Source organism: Actinoplanes sp. NPDC024001, from assembly GCF_040638955.1.
Classification (GTDB): Bacteria; Actinomycetota; Actinomycetes; order Mycobacteriales; family Micromonosporaceae; genus Actinoplanes.
In genome coordinates, this window is the sequence record NZ_JBEZZB010000215.1 from 1 (window position 1) to 14,726 (window position 14,726).

14 protein-coding genes, 1 pseudogene and 1 riboswitch are annotated in these 14,726 nt (G+C 72.9%); of the genes and pseudogenes, 4 read left to right on the top strand and 11 right to left on the bottom strand.

Going from position 1 to position 14,726, the window contains the following annotated elements:
* Positions 1-441 (top strand): annotated as a pseudogene (locus tag AB0F81_RS45815) (glutamylcysteine synthetase); the annotation flags it as partial.
* A 448-nt stretch (positions 442-889) separates the two neighbouring features.
* On the opposite strand, the gene AB0F81_RS45820 reads toward AB0F81_RS45815, so the two are convergent.
* The 5 genes from AB0F81_RS45820 to AB0F81_RS45840 form a co-directional block, all read right to left on the bottom strand.
* The gene (locus AB0F81_RS45820) at positions 890-1,771 is read right to left on the bottom strand and encodes an LLM class flavin-dependent oxidoreductase (RefSeq protein ID WP_360209745.1); all 882 of its coding nucleotides are present in this window, start codon (positions 1,769-1,771) and stop codon (positions 890-892) included.
* Positions 1,772-1,821: 50 nt separating this feature from the next.
* Positions 1,822-2,526 (bottom strand): nucleotidyltransferase domain-containing protein, encoded by a 705-nt coding sequence (locus AB0F81_RS45825; RefSeq protein ID WP_360209747.1) that lies wholly within the window; start codon positions 2,524-2,526, stop codon positions 1,822-1,824.
* A complete protein-coding gene (locus tag AB0F81_RS45830; RefSeq protein WP_360209749.1) occupies positions 2,523-3,083 on the bottom strand; it encodes a hypothetical protein in 561 nt (186 codons plus the stop codon). Before AB0F81_RS45830 ends, AB0F81_RS45825 begins: the two co-directional genes overlap by 4 nt.
* Positions 3,080-3,895 carry an ATP-binding protein gene (locus AB0F81_RS45835; protein ID WP_360209751.1) on the bottom strand — a complete coding sequence of 272 codons (816 nt, stop codon included), beginning with the start codon at positions 3,893-3,895 and terminating at the stop codon, positions 3,080-3,082. The genes AB0F81_RS45830 and AB0F81_RS45835 overlap by 4 nt, the downstream gene beginning before the upstream one ends.
* A gap of 73 nt (positions 3,896-3,968) precedes the next feature.
* Positions 3,969-4,379 carry an STAS domain-containing protein gene (locus tag AB0F81_RS45840; RefSeq protein ID WP_360209753.1) on the bottom strand — a complete coding sequence of 137 codons (411 nt, stop codon included), beginning with the start codon at positions 4,377-4,379 and terminating at the stop codon, positions 3,969-3,971.
* A gap of 100 nt (positions 4,380-4,479) precedes the next feature.
* On the opposite strand from AB0F81_RS45840, the gene AB0F81_RS45845 reads away from it, so the two are divergent.
* Positions 4,480-4,899, top strand: a complete 420-nt coding sequence (locus tag AB0F81_RS45845; RefSeq protein WP_360209755.1) for a metalloregulator ArsR/SmtB family transcription factor — start codon at positions 4,480-4,482, stop codon at positions 4,897-4,899.
* Entirely contained in the window at positions 4,883-5,365 is a 483-nt protein-coding gene (locus tag AB0F81_RS45850; protein ID WP_360209757.1) for an SRPBCC family protein, read from the top strand. Before AB0F81_RS45845 ends, AB0F81_RS45850 begins: the two co-directional genes overlap by 17 nt.
* 50 nt (positions 5,366-5,415) lie before the next feature.
* Here the strand turns inward: AB0F81_RS45850 and AB0F81_RS45855 are convergent, their stop codons facing one another.
* The 4 genes from AB0F81_RS45855 to AB0F81_RS45870 are packed head-to-tail and all read right to left on the bottom strand — an operon-like array spanning position 5,416 to position 12,387.
* Positions 5,416-6,663 (bottom strand): glycosyltransferase, encoded by a 1,248-nt coding sequence (locus AB0F81_RS45855; RefSeq protein ID WP_360209759.1) that lies wholly within the window; start codon positions 6,661-6,663, stop codon positions 5,416-5,418.
* Positions 6,660-8,843: a GH92 family glycosyl hydrolase gene (locus AB0F81_RS45860; RefSeq protein WP_360209771.1), complete on the bottom strand. Its 2,184-nt coding sequence runs from the start codon at positions 8,841-8,843 to the stop codon at positions 6,660-6,662. The genes AB0F81_RS45855 and AB0F81_RS45860 overlap by 4 nt, the downstream gene beginning before the upstream one ends.
* 9 nt (positions 8,844-8,852) lie before the next feature.
* Positions 8,853-11,111: an EAL domain-containing protein gene (locus tag AB0F81_RS45865; RefSeq protein WP_360209761.1), complete on the bottom strand. Its 2,259-nt coding sequence runs from the start codon at positions 11,109-11,111 to the stop codon at positions 8,853-8,855.
* 52 nt (positions 11,112-11,163) lie between these two features.
* The gene (locus AB0F81_RS45870; RefSeq protein WP_360209763.1) at positions 11,164-12,387 is read right to left on the bottom strand and encodes an aminotransferase class V-fold PLP-dependent enzyme; all 1,224 of its coding nucleotides are present in this window, start codon (positions 12,385-12,387) and stop codon (positions 11,164-11,166) included.
* 16 nt (positions 12,388-12,403) lie between these two features.
* Positions 12,404-12,518, bottom strand: a riboswitch (SAM riboswitch).
* Positions 12,519-12,551: 33 nt separating this feature from the next.
* Between AB0F81_RS45870 and AB0F81_RS45875 the strand changes: the two genes are divergently transcribed.
* The gene (locus tag AB0F81_RS45875; protein ID WP_360209765.1) at positions 12,552-13,604 is read left to right on the top strand and encodes a M20/M25/M40 family metallo-hydrolase; all 1,053 of its coding nucleotides are present in this window, start codon (positions 12,552-12,554) and stop codon (positions 13,602-13,604) included.
* On the opposite strand, the gene AB0F81_RS45880 is transcribed toward AB0F81_RS45875, so the two are convergent.
* On the bottom strand, positions 13,554-14,144 hold the full coding sequence (locus tag AB0F81_RS45880) for an HD domain-containing protein (RefSeq protein ID WP_360209767.1): 591 nt from the start codon (positions 14,142-14,144) through the stop codon (positions 13,554-13,556). The two genes, AB0F81_RS45875 and AB0F81_RS45880, sit on opposite strands and share 51 nt — an antisense overlap.
* Before the next feature lie 61 nt (positions 14,145-14,205).
* The gene (locus AB0F81_RS45885) at positions 14,206-14,505 is read right to left on the bottom strand and encodes a hypothetical protein (protein ID WP_360209769.1); all 300 of its coding nucleotides are present in this window, start codon (positions 14,503-14,505) and stop codon (positions 14,206-14,208) included.
* Between the last annotated feature and the right edge of the window lie 221 nt (positions 14,506-14,726).

Below are 14,726 nucleotides of genomic sequence, written 5' to 3' on the forward strand. Positions count from 1 at the left end.
CGGGGATGGATGCGGGCCGGCGGCCGGCTCAGCCGGGCCGGCGTGGCCCGGCACGTGGACGCGCTGCGCCCGCCGGTGGCCGCGCGCGGCCACCTGGAACTCGATGTCGCCGACCGGCAGCCCGGCGACGGGTGGCGCCTGGTCGCCGCGGTCACCACGGTGCTGCTCGATGACGCGCGCGCCGCCGAGCAGGCCTGGGCGGCGACCGCGGGGCTGGCCGGCGAACCGCGGCTGTGGGAACGGGCCGGCCGCGACGCGCTCACCGACCCGGTGCTGGCCGCCGCGGCGCGCGAGTGTTTCCTGGCCGCTTACGCGGCCCTCTCCCGCCAGGGCGCCACGCGCGAGCTGCGCGACACCTTGGCCGAGTTCACCGACCGGTACGTGTCCCGCGGGCGCTGCCCGGCCGACGACGTCCTGGACCGCGCGACCGCCCACCCCTGACCCCGCGCGCCAGCTGACGCCCGGAGGCCACCACTACGGCGTAAGCCGACACCGCGAGCCAGCCACCCCACCCGGCTGACACCCAGGTCCCAACATCAGCACCCCAGACGACGCTGGGCGCCAGCCGGACCAGCCAGCTGACGCCCAGAGCCCGGAGACACCGCCCGACACGACGCTGGGCGTCAGCCGAGCCAGCCGGCTGACGCACAGAGCCCCACAACACCACCCGACACGACGCTGGGCGAGCCGGCTGACGCACAGAGCACGGGAACACCACCCGACACGACGCTGGGCGTCAGCCCGGCCAGCCGACTGACGCACAGAGCACGGGAACACCGCACGGGACGACGCTGGGCGTCAGCCGGGCCGGCCGGCTGACGCGCAGGGCCCGGGAGCACCGCCGGGGGCGGCGCTGGGCGTCGGGTGGGCGGGCAGAGGGTGGCGGGGGTCAGGGGCGGGCCAGGCGCAGGACGGTGTCCATGGCCTTGAAGCGTTCGGCGCCGGGGGCGAACAGCCAGTCGGGGATGATCAGCTCGTCGAGGCCGATGGCGCGGTATTCGGCGATGGCGTCGGCCAGGCGTTGCTTCGAGCCGCCGATGACCGGTACGGGGGTGTTCTCCGGCAGCGGGCCGTTGACCACGACCAGCGCCTGGGCGGTGCGCGCGATGTTCTTCGGGTCGCGTCCCAGGTCGGCGCAGTGGCGGTCGAGCACCGCCGACTTGTGGGCGATCAGGTCGGGCAGGCCCCAGGCGTTCCACATGTCGGCGTACTCGGCGACGACCCGCAGCATCCGCTTCTCGCCCTTGGCGCCGATCAGGATCGGTAGCGGGTCCTGCACCGGTTTGGGTTCGCAGACGGCGTCGGTGAGGGTGTAGTACTCGCCGTGCACGGTGGTGCGGCGCTGGCGCAGCAGGCCGTGCAGCACCTGCAGGGCCTCCACGAAACGGTCGATCAGCTTGCTCGTCGGGGGCAGCTCGATGCCGTACTGTTCGTGCTCGTTGATCTGCCAGCCGGCGCCGACGCCGAGGGTGAAGCGGCCCTGGGTGATCTGGTCGACGGTCGAGGCCATGTTCGCCAGCACCGCCGGGTGGCGGTAGGTGTTGCCGTAGACGAGGGTGCCGACGCGGATCCGCGGCACGCTGGCGCCGAGTGCCGCCACCACCGAGCCGCACTCCAGCACGGGATGATCAGGGTCGGACTGGCCGCCGGCGTTCGGCATGAAGTGGTCGGCGATGTAGACGCCGTCCCAGCCGGTCTCGGCCGCGTGCCGGGCCACCTCGAGGACGTCACCGTAGGGTTGCCCGGCGCTGGGCCAGATCGAGATTCGCATGAGGCAACCCTGCCAGCAGCCGCCGGCGCCGCGGCCGAAGGGTCGGCGGGTCAGGACCGGCGGGCAGCGGCGACCGTGCGCCGGGCGTCGCGCCAGGCGATCAGGGCGGTGCGCAGGCGCGGTGAGGTGACCTCCCGGCCGGCGCGGCGGGCACGCAGCTGCTCGATCAGCCAGGGCGGGGCGTGCGCCGCCGTCACGGCTTCGGTTTTGGTGAGCAGGGTGCCGGTGGCCAGGGCGTGGCGGCCGCGGGCCATCGAGGTGAGCCCGAGGTCGGCGATCACCGGGTCCAGCCAGAGCCACGGACGGCGGGCCGCCCACGCCCAGTAGCCGGTCAGCTCGGCGCGGGCTGCCCGTCGTACGTCGTCGTCGGTTGCCGGCGGCATCAGGTCGTGCGGAGCGCGACCGAAGATGGCATGCCCGTGCCGGGTGAGTTCGGCGCGGGTGATGCCGGAGAGGATGCGCTGCACCAGCTGCCCGTGGGTCCAGGTCGGATGCTCGGCTTCGGGGTCGGCCAGGCGGCCGGCGTCGACGTAGACGCAGCCCAGGTCGAGGCCGCGGGCCGGGCCGGCGTCGAGGCGGCGGTGCAGGGCGGTGAGGGTGTCCTGGCGGGGCGGGCCGTCGGTGAGCGCGACCAGGTCGATGTCGCTGACGCCGGGGCGGTAGTCGCCGGTGGCGAGGGAGCCGGCGACGAGCAGGTCGGTGACCCAGCCCAGGGTGGACAGTTGCTCGCCGAGCCGGGTGACGGCGGGGATCACGCGGAGCCGGTGTCGAGGACGGTGTCGGCGCGCTCGCGGGTGCCGTCGCGGGTGAAGAACTCCGCCTCTTCGGCCATCCAGCGGCGCCACAGCTCTTCGCGGCCGGGGAAGTCGACGTCGCGGGCCAGGCCGCGGGCCAGCCGGACCGGTGCCGGGGCGTCGACGAAGATGGCGTATGCGAGGCGGCCGACGGTCTCGCGCCGGGTGCAGGTGACCCCTTCGAGGATGACGGTCGGCGCCCAGGGCTGGGTCTTCCAGTCGCCGAGGCTCGAGCCGTACCAGTCGGTCCAGTCGCGGGCCTGGTAGACGGCGTCCTTGCCGGCGAGCAGCGGGGTGAGGACCTGCTCCTCGAAGCGGGGCCACCAGCCGGCGAAGTTGTCCCACGAGACGAAGTCGTCGATCGGCAGCACCGGGGCGCCGAGCCGCTCGGCCAGGCGGCCGGCCAGGTGGCTCTTGCCGGAGCCGCTGGGGCCGTCGACGCCGACGAGACGGATGCCGTGGACCGGCGGCCTTGCGGTGATCTCGGCGCTGATCCGCGTCACGTCGTCGTCGGTCATACCGGAACCTCGCTCGGGTTGGTGGGTTCCCGCAGTATCGCCCAGACGACCTTGCCCTGCCGGGTGGGGAGCACGCCCCAGCTGTACGAGGCCACGGTGACCAGCCGCAGCCCCAGGCCGGTGCCGCGGGACGGCGGCATCCGGTGGTCCTCGTCGTGCACGGCCAGGTGCAGGCTGGTGCTGCCGCGGGTGGCGGCGCGCCGCAGCGTGCCGCGGTGCGAGATGACCACGTCGATCGGGCTGCCGACGTGCACCACCGCGTTGGCGACCAGTTCGGAGACGACCAGCAGGGCGCGCGGCAGCAGGCCGGGCATGCCCCACTCGGTGCAGGCGGCGGTGACGATCTGGCGGGCGTTGCGGACGCTGGTCGGCACCGGCGGCAGTTGCAGGCGGACCCGGCTGGTGGTCGGGCGGTGGCTGGTGACCGCGGTGTGCGCCAGCCGCAGGGTGGCGAAGATCGGCAGGTCGCGGGTGACGCCGAGGCGGTCGAGCCGGCCGGACAGCCGGTTGGTGCGCGGCAGGCAGGCGACCACCGGGACGGTCGGCTGCAGCCGGCGGCCCTGCGCGGCCACGGTCAGCCAGAACGGTGCGCTGGCGGCGTGCGGGTCGTGCAGGCCGCTCAGGTCGAGGACGAGCGCGGTGGGGTGCTCGGCGAGGCACTTCTGCACGGTCCGGTAGAGCGTGGTGCACAATCGATGGCTCCAGCGCCCGTGGACGGTCAGCTCGATGATCCCGCTCTCGTGATCGAGCAGAGCGGTGACCATCGAGCCTGGTTCGGCGCCGGTGGTGAGGTCACCTTCCGTCGGCAGCACGTCCGTCCCGTCTCGTGGTGGGCTTCGTTCAACGAGTCGGGTTTTCGCTCAACGACTCACCCTTACGGACCTATCACGCCTGGTTGTGCTCGGTCATCACCGGCACGGGTGAATCGCCCGCGCGGTATTCGTCGAGGTCGATGAGCCGGGCGTAGAGCGGGCTGTCGTCGCCGCGGGCGCACAGGCCGGTGATCTCCAGGGCCTGGCGGACGGCTCCATGCGGGTTGACCACCTCGAACCCGTGGCCGGCGCGCAGTGCCCGGGTGTAGGCGACGAGCAGGACTTCGATGCATTCGCTGCCGATGTGCTCGGCCTCGGCCAGGTCGACGACGATGGTGGCCCGGCGGTGCCGTTCGAACGCGCGGTGCAGTGCCCGGCGCACTTCCGGGTGGGCGGCCCGGTCGAGGACGCCGCTCACGCGCAGCCGGACGACCAGCCCGGCCGGGGTGGGCTCGCGGCGGATCACACAACGCACTTCTTCCATGCCGCCGGTTTATCCGCAGGATGTGTACGGATCGCGAACGCCAGGTAAGCCAGGATGATCAAATGATCTCCACCTGCGCTTTCAACTTTATGGTTGACAGGTGAGCCACACCACGCCTATGGTTTCTTTCAACCACAGAGTTGAAACGAGGGTTTCGATGCCGGCGGACACGTTGACTCGCGTCTTCTCCGCACTCGCCGATCCGACACGCCGCGACATGGTGGCCCGACTCGCCGAGGGCGACGCCACGGTGAACCAGTTGGCCCAGCCGTATCGGATGTCGCTGCAGGCCGTCTACAAGCACCTCAAGGTGCTCGAGGAGGCCGGCGTGGTGAGCCGGCCGCCGGGACCGCAACCCCGGCTGGTCCGCCTGGAGACGGAGGTGTTCGACGAGATGGACGCATGGATCGAGCGCTACCGGCGGCGCGCCGAGGAGCGCTTCCGCCGCCTCGACACCCTGCTGGCGACGATGGACGACAAGAAGAAGAAGAAGGGGAACGGACATGAACAAGATCGTTGAGGCCACCATCGAGGCCGACCCGAAGCTGCCGATCATCCGGATCACCCGCGACTTCAACGCGACGCCGGAGCAGCTGTTCCGCGCGCACACCGACCCGGAGCTGTTCCTGCAGTGGAACGGGCCGGACTCGATCAGCAACAAGATCGATTACTGGGACGCCCGGACCGGGGGCAGCTGGCGCTACGTCTCCACGCACGGCGACGACGAGATCGGGTTCCGTGGCTGCTTCCACGAGGTGACACCGACCAAGATCGTGCAGACCTTCACCTGGGAGGGCATGCCCGACGGCGTGGCGCTGGAGACGCTCTGGTTCGAGGACCTGGGCGACGGCCGCACCCGGCTTCGCGCCCAGTCGGTGGTCGACAGCATCGAGGGCCGCGACGCCTGGCTGCAGAGCGGCATGGAGGTCGGCGTGAACGAGGGTTACGCCAAGCTGGAGAAGATGGCCGCCGACGGCAGGCTGTGACCGCGATGCGACGGCCGCCCCCGCACACCGGGGCGGCCGTCGAGCGTCTCTTAGTGGAACAGGTCGTCGAAGACCGCGGCCCGGTCGAAGGACAGGGCGTGCGCCCGCGCCCGCTTCTCCAGGTCCGACTTCTCGCTGTCGGTCATGTCGAGCACCACCCGGTCCAGCGCCTCGGCCAGCGCCCCGATGTCACCGGCCTCGACGATCACCGCGGCGTCGCCGACCGCCTCGCCGGTGCCGCCGGTCAGCGTGGTGACGATCGGCCCGCCGCCGGCCAGGGCCTTCTCGGCCAGGGCGATGCCGAAGGTCTCGACGAAGTCCGGCTCCGGCTTGGTCGGCAGGGCGTAGGCGGCGCACCCGGCCATCAGCATCGGCTTCTCGTCGTCGTCCACGTCGGTGAGGAAGACGATCCGGTCGTCCTCCTTGGCCATCGCCCGCACGTGCTCCAGCGCCGGGCCGGTGCCGGCCACCACCAGCTTCACGTCGTCACGGCAGCGCATCTGGCCGTACGCGATGACCAGGTCGTAGATGCCCTTGGCCCGGGCCACCCGGGACAGGAAGAGGATGTACTTGCCGGGCTGCAGGCCGCGGCGCGCCAGCGCCGCGCCGACCGCGTCCGGGTCGAGGCCGAGGAAGGCCGCCGAGTCGATCGGCGGATAGCTGACGGTGACTCGCTGCCGGCACTGCTCGGCGAAGCCGGTGCCGCAGTTGGCGTCGACCTCCTCGGCCGCCGCGATGATCTCGTCGCGGGTGTACTCGGAGACCGCCACCACCTCGTCGCTGGCGAGGAAGGTGGTCAGCAGCACGGTCGCGGCGCCGAAGCGGCCCTCGCGCAGGCAGTTGCGGATCACGTTGGTGACGTCCGAGCCGACCGCCTTGGCGATGGTGCGCACCCGCGGGTGGAAACCGGCGGCCCGGGCCGCGGCGACCGCGTCGTTGATCACCTGGGTGTGCGGGACCAGGTACATCGACAGGCAGACCGTGGGCACGCCGTCGGCGAGCAGTTCCACCAGCCGGCCGGTGAGCCCGGCCAGGTGCCGGCCGTCGGGCACCCGGTAGTCGCCGACCGCCTCGGGCCGTTCCACGGTGATCCCCGGGCTGTACGGCAGCAGCCGGTCGAGGGGCTTGAGCGGCAACCCGGCCGCCTGCAGCGCCGGCACCGGCCAGGTGAGCAACCGGACGTCGTCGAAGCCGCGGGTCAGCGCCACCTCGGCGAGGTTGCGGGCCTCACCGGAGTGCCCGCAGATGACCGGGTCGGCGCGGACCGCGATGACGAGTCGGCGGGTCGGTCGGCTCATCGTTTCCCCTTCTGATCGGAGACGGAGGGCGGCCGGGATCGATGACCCCAGGTGGAGGGTTCCGGGCCGAGCCGCAGGTGCAGCCGCCCGCCTTGATGGACGGCGGCCGCGGTCAGGTGGGTGGCGTCCAGCGGCTTGCCGTTGAGCGTCGCGGACTGGACATACCTCTGTGTCGCCCGGTGCCCGCTGGTCTCGATCACGAATTCGCCGCCATCGACGTGCAGCGCGGCCCGCTCGAAGGCCGGCGCGTTGACCAGGAACAGGTTCTGCCCGGCCACCGGGAACAGGCCGAGCGACGCCCAGACGTACCAGGAGCTGAGGCCGCCGGAGTCGTCGTTGCCCGGCAGCCCACCGCGGCCGGTGCCGAACTGCCAGGTCAGCGCGGCGTGCACGACCTCGGCGGTGCGGTCCGGGCGGCCCGCGTAGTGGTAGGCCCAGGGCGCCTCCATGTCGGGTTCGTTGTTCAGGCCCTCGAAGCGGTTCAGCGCGTATCCGGCGGCCATCTCCTCCGGCGGCGGGCAGCGGCCGGGCTGCTTGACCGGGTCGGCGCCGTAGCCGAAGAACCGGTCCAGCCGGTCGACGAAGACCTCGTCGCCGCCGGCCAGCGCGATCCGCGCGGCCATGTCGTGCAGCAGCCGGAACGAGTAGTTCCACTTGCCGCCCTCGTAGAACTCCGAGTCGCGCAGCAGCCCGGTGGCCGGGTCGAACGCGTTCACCCAGTGCCCGGCCCGGCGTTCCAGGTCGGCGGCGAGCCGGTGGTCGCCGAGCGCGCGGGCCACCTGCGCGGTGCAGTGGTGGGCGTACGCCAGGTCGAGGGTGTGCGTGATCGGGTGCACCACCCCGTGCTCGAAGAAGTCCTCGCCGTAGAGGCGGCGCATGTCGTCGACCATGTGCACCAGCGCCCAGGCCCAGTCGATGCCGGGGCGGCGCAGCGCGTGCGCGTCCGCCAGGGCGGTGTGCGCCAGCGCGCTGGCCTGCCGGAAGAACCGGTCGGCGCCGCGGGCCATCCGGTAGCCGATCGGGAAGTTGCCCTCCTCCTCGCAGACCCGGATCAGCGATTCGAGCAGGTCGCCGTAGCGGTCCGGGACGATCGCCGACAGCAGCGGCAACTGGGTCTTGTAGATGTCCCACATGGTGCAGATGTCGAAGGCGTACGGGCCGCTGGTGGGCCACATCGGGCTCTCGTCGTCGGCGACGCACGGCTTGATCAGCGAGTGGTAGAGGGCGGTGCCGAACACGGTGCGGCGCTGCGGGCTGCCGCCGTCCACCTCGACCCGGCTCAGGTGGTCCTGCCAGCGGGCCCGGGTCCGGGCGCGCACGGCCTCGAAGCCGCCGCCGCACTCACGTTCCAGGTTCTCCCGGGCCTGGTCGCAGCCGCGCAGCGAGAAGCCCAGCCGCACCTCGACGCTCTGCCCGGCCCGGGCCGGGCCCATGAAGATCATGCCGAACGGGCGCAGCGTGGTGTGCCGGATGCTGTCGAAGTCGAGCCGGGTGCCGCCGGGGATGAGGCGCCGGTCGTACCAGAGCATCTGCCGCCAGTCGGGGCTGTCCACCTCGATGTGCACCGACAGCGGCACGCCCTCCATCACCACGGTGCCCTGCGCCCGCCCGTGGCCCATGCTCTCGGCCTGGGCGCGCAGCGGCACGGTGCGGCCCAGGTCGATGGCGAGGCCGCCGCAGGACAGGTCCACCACCACCCGGGCGCTGTCCTGGTCGGGGAAGGTGTAGCGGTGCACCGCGACCTTCTCCCCCACGGTGATCTCGCAGCGCACCCCGGTGTCGAGGTTGGCCGCGTAGTAGCCGGGTTCGGCCCGCTCGTCCTCCAGGGGCCAGGACTGGCCGAGGTCGTCGAGGGGCTGCACCATCGGGGTGACCCGCACATAGCTGTAGTACTTGCGGATGGCGCCGGTGCCGGACTGCTGGAAGTGGGTGAACCCGCTGGCCTGCAGCCGGGGGAACATCTCCTCCGGCACGCCCTCGGTGTTCTTGGCGTAGCGGCCGTAGCCGGTCGGGTAGGCGCCGGAGTAGGCGCACGCGGAGACCATGCCCAGCGGTGAGGTGGCGCCCGGGTGGGTGTTGCCCACCTGCGGTTTCGGCCACCACCAGGTGGCGGCGAGACCTTGTGCGCGAGGCAGGTCGGTGGCCGCGGTGCCGATGAAAGGATCTACGTTGTCGAGGATGGCCGGACTCTAACCGGCCAGTGCGCTCCCGCTGGTTTCGCGCAGGTGAATCATCCGGTCGAACTCGGGGGCCGGCAGAGGCTTGCTGAAGAAGTAGCCCTGCACCGCCGGGCAGCCGGCCTCCCGCAGCGCGGTCCAGTCGGCCAGGTCCTCGACGCCCTCGGCGATCGTGGACATGCCCAGCGAGCGGGCCAGCCACAGCACGGCCGAGATGATCGACGACTTGCGCGGGTCGGCGGCGAGGCCGGCCACGAACGAGCGGTCCAGCTTGACGATGTCGGCGGGCAGCGACTTCAGCCAGGTCAGCGAGCTGTATCCGGTGCCGAAGTCGTCCAGGGCGATGCGCACGCCGAGCTGCTTGAGCGCGGCGAGCCGCTCGCTGACGTCGACGGTGGAGGAGATCAGCGCGGTCTCGGTGATCTCCAGGACCAGCCGGGACGGGTCGAGGTAGGGCACCGCGGCGAGCACGCCGGCGACCATCGGCACGAAGTCGGGCTCGGCCAGCTGGCGCGGGCTGACGTTGACCGAGACGTACCCGAGCCGGTCGGACCAGTGCAGCAGGTGCTCGACGGCCGAGCGCAGCACGTGCTCGCCGAGCGGCACGATCAGGCCGGTCTCCTCGGCGGCGCCGATGAAGGCGTGCGGGCCGAGGATCTCGCCGTCCGGGGTGCGCATCCGGACCAGCGCCTCGGCGCCGGCGATGTGGCCGGTGACGGTCGAGACCACCGGCTGGAACCACAGCGGCAGGCTGTGGCGCGGGTCGGCGGCCAGGGCACGGCGCAGCCGGCTCTCCGCGGCGATCCGCTCCTGGACGGGCACCCGCAGGTCGTCGGTGAACACCTGCAGGCGGTTGCCGCCGGCGCGCTTGGCCGCGTACATGGCGGTGTCGGCGGCCAGGACGACCTCGTCGGCGCCGGCCGGGCCGAAGGCGGTGGTCACGCCGACGCTGACCGAGACGGGCAGTTCCTGCCCGCCGACCGGCAGCGGTTCGGCGAGGGCGGCCAGGATGCTGTTGCCCACGCGCAGGCCGATCCCGGCCGGGCCGGGCAGCGCGACGATGAACTCGTCACCGCCCAGCCGCGCGACCAGCGCGCCGGCCGGGACCACGGCATCCAGACGTACGGCCAGCGCGCGCAGCACGTCGTCGCCGGTGGTGTGACCGGACCCGTCGTTGATCGACTTGAAGCGGTCGACGTCGAGGTAGATGACGCTGACCGGTTCGTGGCTGCGGGTGAGCAGCCGGGCCAGGTCGTGCTCGAACGCCTTGCGCGACAGCAGCCCGGTGAGCGAGTCGTGGCGCACCTGGTAGCTGAGCTCGGCCTCGTGGTCGCGGACCGCGGTGACGTCGAGGCAGTGCACGACGACCATCCGCAGCCGGTTCTGCCGGTCGAACAGGCCGGTGCTGTGCACCTGCACCCAGATCAGCGAGTCGTCGTCGACGCGCCGGAACTGGCGGGTCACGGTCGTCGGCTCGCCCTGGCGCACGAGCGTCTCGAACAGCTGGGCCCCGGCCGTGTCCACCGGGCGGATCGGCAGGTCGATGACGCAGAAACCCTCCGGCAGCTCGGCCGGCAGGCGCAGCCACTCGCGGTAGGCGGCGTTGGTGCGCACGAAGACACCCTCGGGACTGATCATCGCCATCGGGACGGGTGTCTCGTCGAAGGCGACGCTGAGCTGCGCCTGGCTCTCGTCGAGGTTCTCCTGGGCGCGCTGCTCCTCGGCCTCGGTGAGGCTCCAGGAGACCAGCTGGAAGCCGGCCGCGAACAGCACCGCGGCGCCGTGCAGCAGCGCCCAGACCAGCGGGTGGGCGAACGCGGTGTCGTGGTCGTAGGTGTGGTCGCTGACCAGGGTGCCGAAGACGCCGTGGTGCAGGGTGGTGGCGACCAGGAACGCCCCGAACGGCGCCCAGTCGCGGTAGAGGGCGAGCGCGGCGACCGCGATGAAGAAGGTGAAGTGTGCCTCGGTCAGGCCGTGGCAGAGCGCCACGAAACCGCCGCAGGCCACCGTGAAACCCAGGGCGACGGCGACCGAGCGCAGCCGCCGCGACCGCAGCAGCGCGGCCGCGGCCAGGCTCGGCAGCAGCAGGCCGTCGGTGAGCAGCAGCGCGCCGACGGCGTGGTCGCCCTGGAACGCCCCGAAGACGGTGAGCAGGACCATGGCGACGGCGAGCAGCACCGTCAGCAGGCGATGCCGGCCCGCCCAGTCCTCGTCGCGCAGCCCACGGCCGGCCGGAAGCCGGTCGCGCAGCCACGTTGTCCAGGTCCCCACGAAGGCAGAATCGGCGGGCGGCCCGGCCGCGACAGTTCCGGTGGGTAGCGGGTCAGGTGCGAAGTACCTCGGCGAGGCCGGTGACGAAGCGGTCCACGTCCTCGGCGGTGCTGCCGAGGCCGAAACTGGCGCGCAGCAGACCGGTCGCCGCGGTGCCGCACGCGCCGGTGGTGGCGGCGCCGGTGAGCCGCCGGACCAGCGGGTGCGCGCAGAACTGGCCGGCGCGCACGCCGATGCCGTGCTCGCGGCTCAGCCGCTGGGCGACCTCGGCCGGATCGTGGCCGCGCAGGTGCAGCGAGACGATCCCGACCCGGGGCTGGTCCGGGCCGAAGACGCTGACCTCGGTCGCCTCCGGCACCGCGGTCAGGCCGTCGCGGAGCCGGCCGAGCAGGTGCTGCTCGTGCTCGTGCAGGGCGGCGCGGTCGGCGGTGATCAGGGCCGAGCAGACCGCGGCGAGGGCGACGGCGCCGAGCAGGTTGGGGGTGCCGCCCTCGTGCCGGGCCGGCCCGGTGGCCCAGCTCAGCTCGCCGGGACGGTCACCCACGGCGACGCTGGCGCCGCCGCCGGCGAGGTACGGCGCGGCCGCGTCGAGCCAGTCGGTGCGCCCGGCCAGGACTCCGGCGCCGAACGGGGCGTACAGCTTGTGGCCGGAGAACGCCAGGTAGTCGGCGCCGAGTTCGGTCAGGTCGACCGGCCGGTGCGGGGCGAGCTGGGCGGCGTCGACCACCACCCGTACGCCGTGCGCGTGGGCGACGTCGGCCAGGCGGCGCACCGGCCAGAGCTCGCCGGTCACGTTGCTCGCGCCGGTCACGGTGAACACGGCCGGGCCGGTGAGCCGCCGCAGCGCCTCGTCGAGGGCGGCGACCGCGGTGTTCGGCGAGCCGGGAGCGGGCAGGCGCAGCGGGTTCGGCCAGGGCAGCAGGTTGGCGTGGTGCTCGCCGTCGAACTGGACCGTGGTGGTGCCCGGCGGCAGGGCCCGGGCCAGCAGGTTCAGGGCGTCGGTGGTGTTCCGGGTGAAGATCACCGAGTGGTCCGGCCCGGCGCCCACGAACTCGGCCACCACGTCACGGGCCAGCTCGTACGCGATGGTGGAGGCCTGCGACCGTACCCCGGTGCCGCGATGGACGCTGCCGTAGCGCGGCAGCAGCTCGGCCACCGCATCGGCCGCGGCCCGCACGCAGGGCGCCGACGCCGCGTAGTCGAGGTGCGCGAAGCGCACGACCTCGCCGCCGGGCAGGGTGAGCTTGTCGTCGCCGATGATGTCGAGAGATGGCATGACCGCGCCTCCACGGGTTCGCCGTTTGCCGGTGTCGGTCGACACCGGCCCGGTCCTCACCCGGGGCACCCCGTCGCGAACGGAAGGGTTGCCGGCCAGCGAGCCGGGGCTTGGCGCTGGCACTCATGACCTGCCGAGGAACTTAGCAGATCTAAGGTTGCCGCATGGAGGATCTGGTCCCGGCCGCGGCGAAGCTGATCGGCATCCGTTCCACCGCCGACCGGCCGGAGGAGCTGCACCGTGCCCTGGAGCTGGTGCTCGGCCTGGTCGGGCCGGGTTTCCCGGTGCGCCGGTTCACCTCGCGCGGCAAGCCCAGCGCCCTGGTCGGGGCCGACGATCCGCGGATCGTCCTCAATGCTCACCTGGACGTGGTGCCCGGCACGCCGGAGCAGTTCGCCGCCTACCGGGACGGCGACCGGCTCTACGGCCGCGGCGCGCACGACATGAAGTGCGCCGCCCTGGTGCTGGCCACGGTGTTCCGCCAGATGGCGCCGCGGCTGCCGTACCCGATCGCGCTGCAGCTGGTCACCGACGAGGAGGTGGGTGGCTTCGACGGGACCGGGCACCAGGTGGCGCAGGGCGTCCGGGCCGGGTTCGTGGTCATCGGGGAGCAGAGCAACCTGCGGATCGTCACCGAGTCCAAGGGCATCCTGCGGGTGCGGCTCACCGCGACCGGGCGGACCGCGCACGCCGCGTACCCGTGGCTCGGGGAGAACGCGCTGCTGGCGGTGACCCAGGCGATCGGCCGGCTGCTGGAGCGCTACCCGGTGCCGGCGAGCGAGCAGTGGGTCACCACGGTGAACCTGGCCCGGATCGAGACCGGCAACCAGGCGGTGAACATCGTGCCCGCCGACGCGAGCGCCTGGCTGGACGTGCGGTTCCCGCCGTCGGGGCACGACCTGGTCGCCGAGCTGCGCGAGATCGCCGGGCCGGGGGTCCGGCTGCACGTCGACGCGACGGGCGCGCCGCACCACGCCGACCCGACGAGCACGGAGGTGCGGGCGCTGCGGCGGGCCGCCCAGTCGGTGGGCTACGACGGTGCGCTGCTGCGCAAGCACGGCGCGGCGGACGGGCGGTTCTACTCGGCGCACGGCATCGACGCGGTGATCTTCGGGCCGGGCGGGGACGGCCAGCACGGGCCGGCCGAGTACGTGGATCTGCGGACGTTACGGCCGTACCACGACGCGCTCTGCTCGTTCCTGCGCGCTGTCGTGTAGCAGTGCCTCGACGCGGGCGGTGATGGCCCGCAGGTGGGGGCGGCGGTCGGCGTCGACCAGGGCGTTCAGTGAGCAGGGGCCGTGACGCTCCAGCATCTCGGCGTACCGCTGCTCGGTGTCGACCCGCTCGCCGCGCGGGCCGACGGTCTGGTCGGCGTAGGTCAGCGCGTCCGACATCAGGCCACGCTCGTCCGGGAAGGCGGCCAGCTCCTCGGCCAGGCCGCGGGCGGCGGCCACGAACCGGGCGCCGGAGTGGTGGGCGACCAGGCCGGCGACGCGGGCCGGCCAGCCGCCGCCGGTCAGGTGCAGGGCGCCGTCGAGCGGGTGGAAGCCGGTGTGGGCGATGCTCGCCGCGTAACCGATGTCGTGCAGCCAGGCGGCCGCGACCAGCACGTCCGGGTCGAGGCCGAGCCGCACGGCGAGCTCGCCGGCACGGTCGGCGACGCCGGCGGTGTGCCGCCACCGGTCGCCGCTGTCGCCCAGCAGGGTCTCGGCGAGGTGGCGTGCGGCGTCGGCCCGGGTGGCCAGCAGGGCGGTCATTGCCGAAGGCTAGCGCCGCCTCGGTGAACAGCGGCCGAACTCGTGATGTCGGGCGGCTGAATCAGCTGCCGCGGACCCGTTGCCGGGGCACGCCGGCCGCGCTGAGCTGCTCGGCGAGCCGCCCGTTCGGGTTGTCGACGAAGACCGCGACCTGGTGGTCGTCGCCCAGGTCCAGGGCGGCCACCACCGAGCCGAGGTTGATCGGGTCGAGTTCGGCCACGTCGGCCAGGTCCACGATCAGCCGCAGCGGGCGGATGCGGCGCACCGTGTGCACCAGCAGCTGCCGCAACTCGACCGCCGTGTCCGGGCCGACCGCGCCGTGCGGCTGGATCACCACGCTGCCGTCGGGACTGGTACTCACCTCGAGGACCGAGCTACGCATCGGATCGCCTCTCGTCACCGCGTGTTCAGCTGCGTGATCACCCTATGTTCGGCCAGCGGACCCGTCAGTCAACGCGATGTGGACATCAGGTTAACGACCGTCGACGACGGGAGACGGCCAGCAGCACGCTGCCGCCCAGCACGAGCGCCCAGCCGAGCGCGAGCAGCGGGCCGCACGAGGCGCCGGTGACCGGCGCGGGC

Bases quoted from the DNA above. Each gene is read 5' to 3' on its own strand.
- AB0F81_RS45820 (WP_360209745.1), bottom strand. From the start codon at position 1,771: ATGCGAATCTCGATCTGGCCCAGCGCCGGGCAACCCTACGGTGACGTC.
- AB0F81_RS45830 (WP_360209749.1), bottom strand. From the start codon at position 3,083: ATGACCGACGACGACGTGACGCGGATCAGCGCCGAGATCACCGCAAGG.
- AB0F81_RS45840 (WP_360209753.1), bottom strand. From the start codon at position 4,379: ATGGAAGAAGTGCGTTGTGTGATCCGCCGCGAGCCCACCCCGGCCGGG.
- AB0F81_RS45850 (WP_360209757.1), top strand. From the start codon at position 4,883: ATGAACAAGATCGTTGAGGCCACCATCGAGGCCGACCCGAAGCTGCCG.
- AB0F81_RS45855 (WP_360209759.1), bottom strand. From the start codon at position 6,663: ATGAGCCGACCGACCCGCCGACTCGTCATCGCGGTCCGCGCCGACCCG.
- AB0F81_RS45870 (WP_360209763.1), bottom strand. From the start codon at position 12,387: ATGCCATCTCTCGACATCATCGGCGACGACAAGCTCACCCTGCCCGGC.
- AB0F81_RS45875 (WP_360209765.1), top strand. From the start codon at position 12,552: ATGGAGGATCTGGTCCCGGCCGCGGCGAAGCTGATCGGCATCCGTTCC.
- AB0F81_RS45880 (WP_360209767.1), bottom strand. From the start codon at position 14,144: ATGACCGCCCTGCTGGCCACCCGGGCCGACGCCGCACGCCACCTCGCC.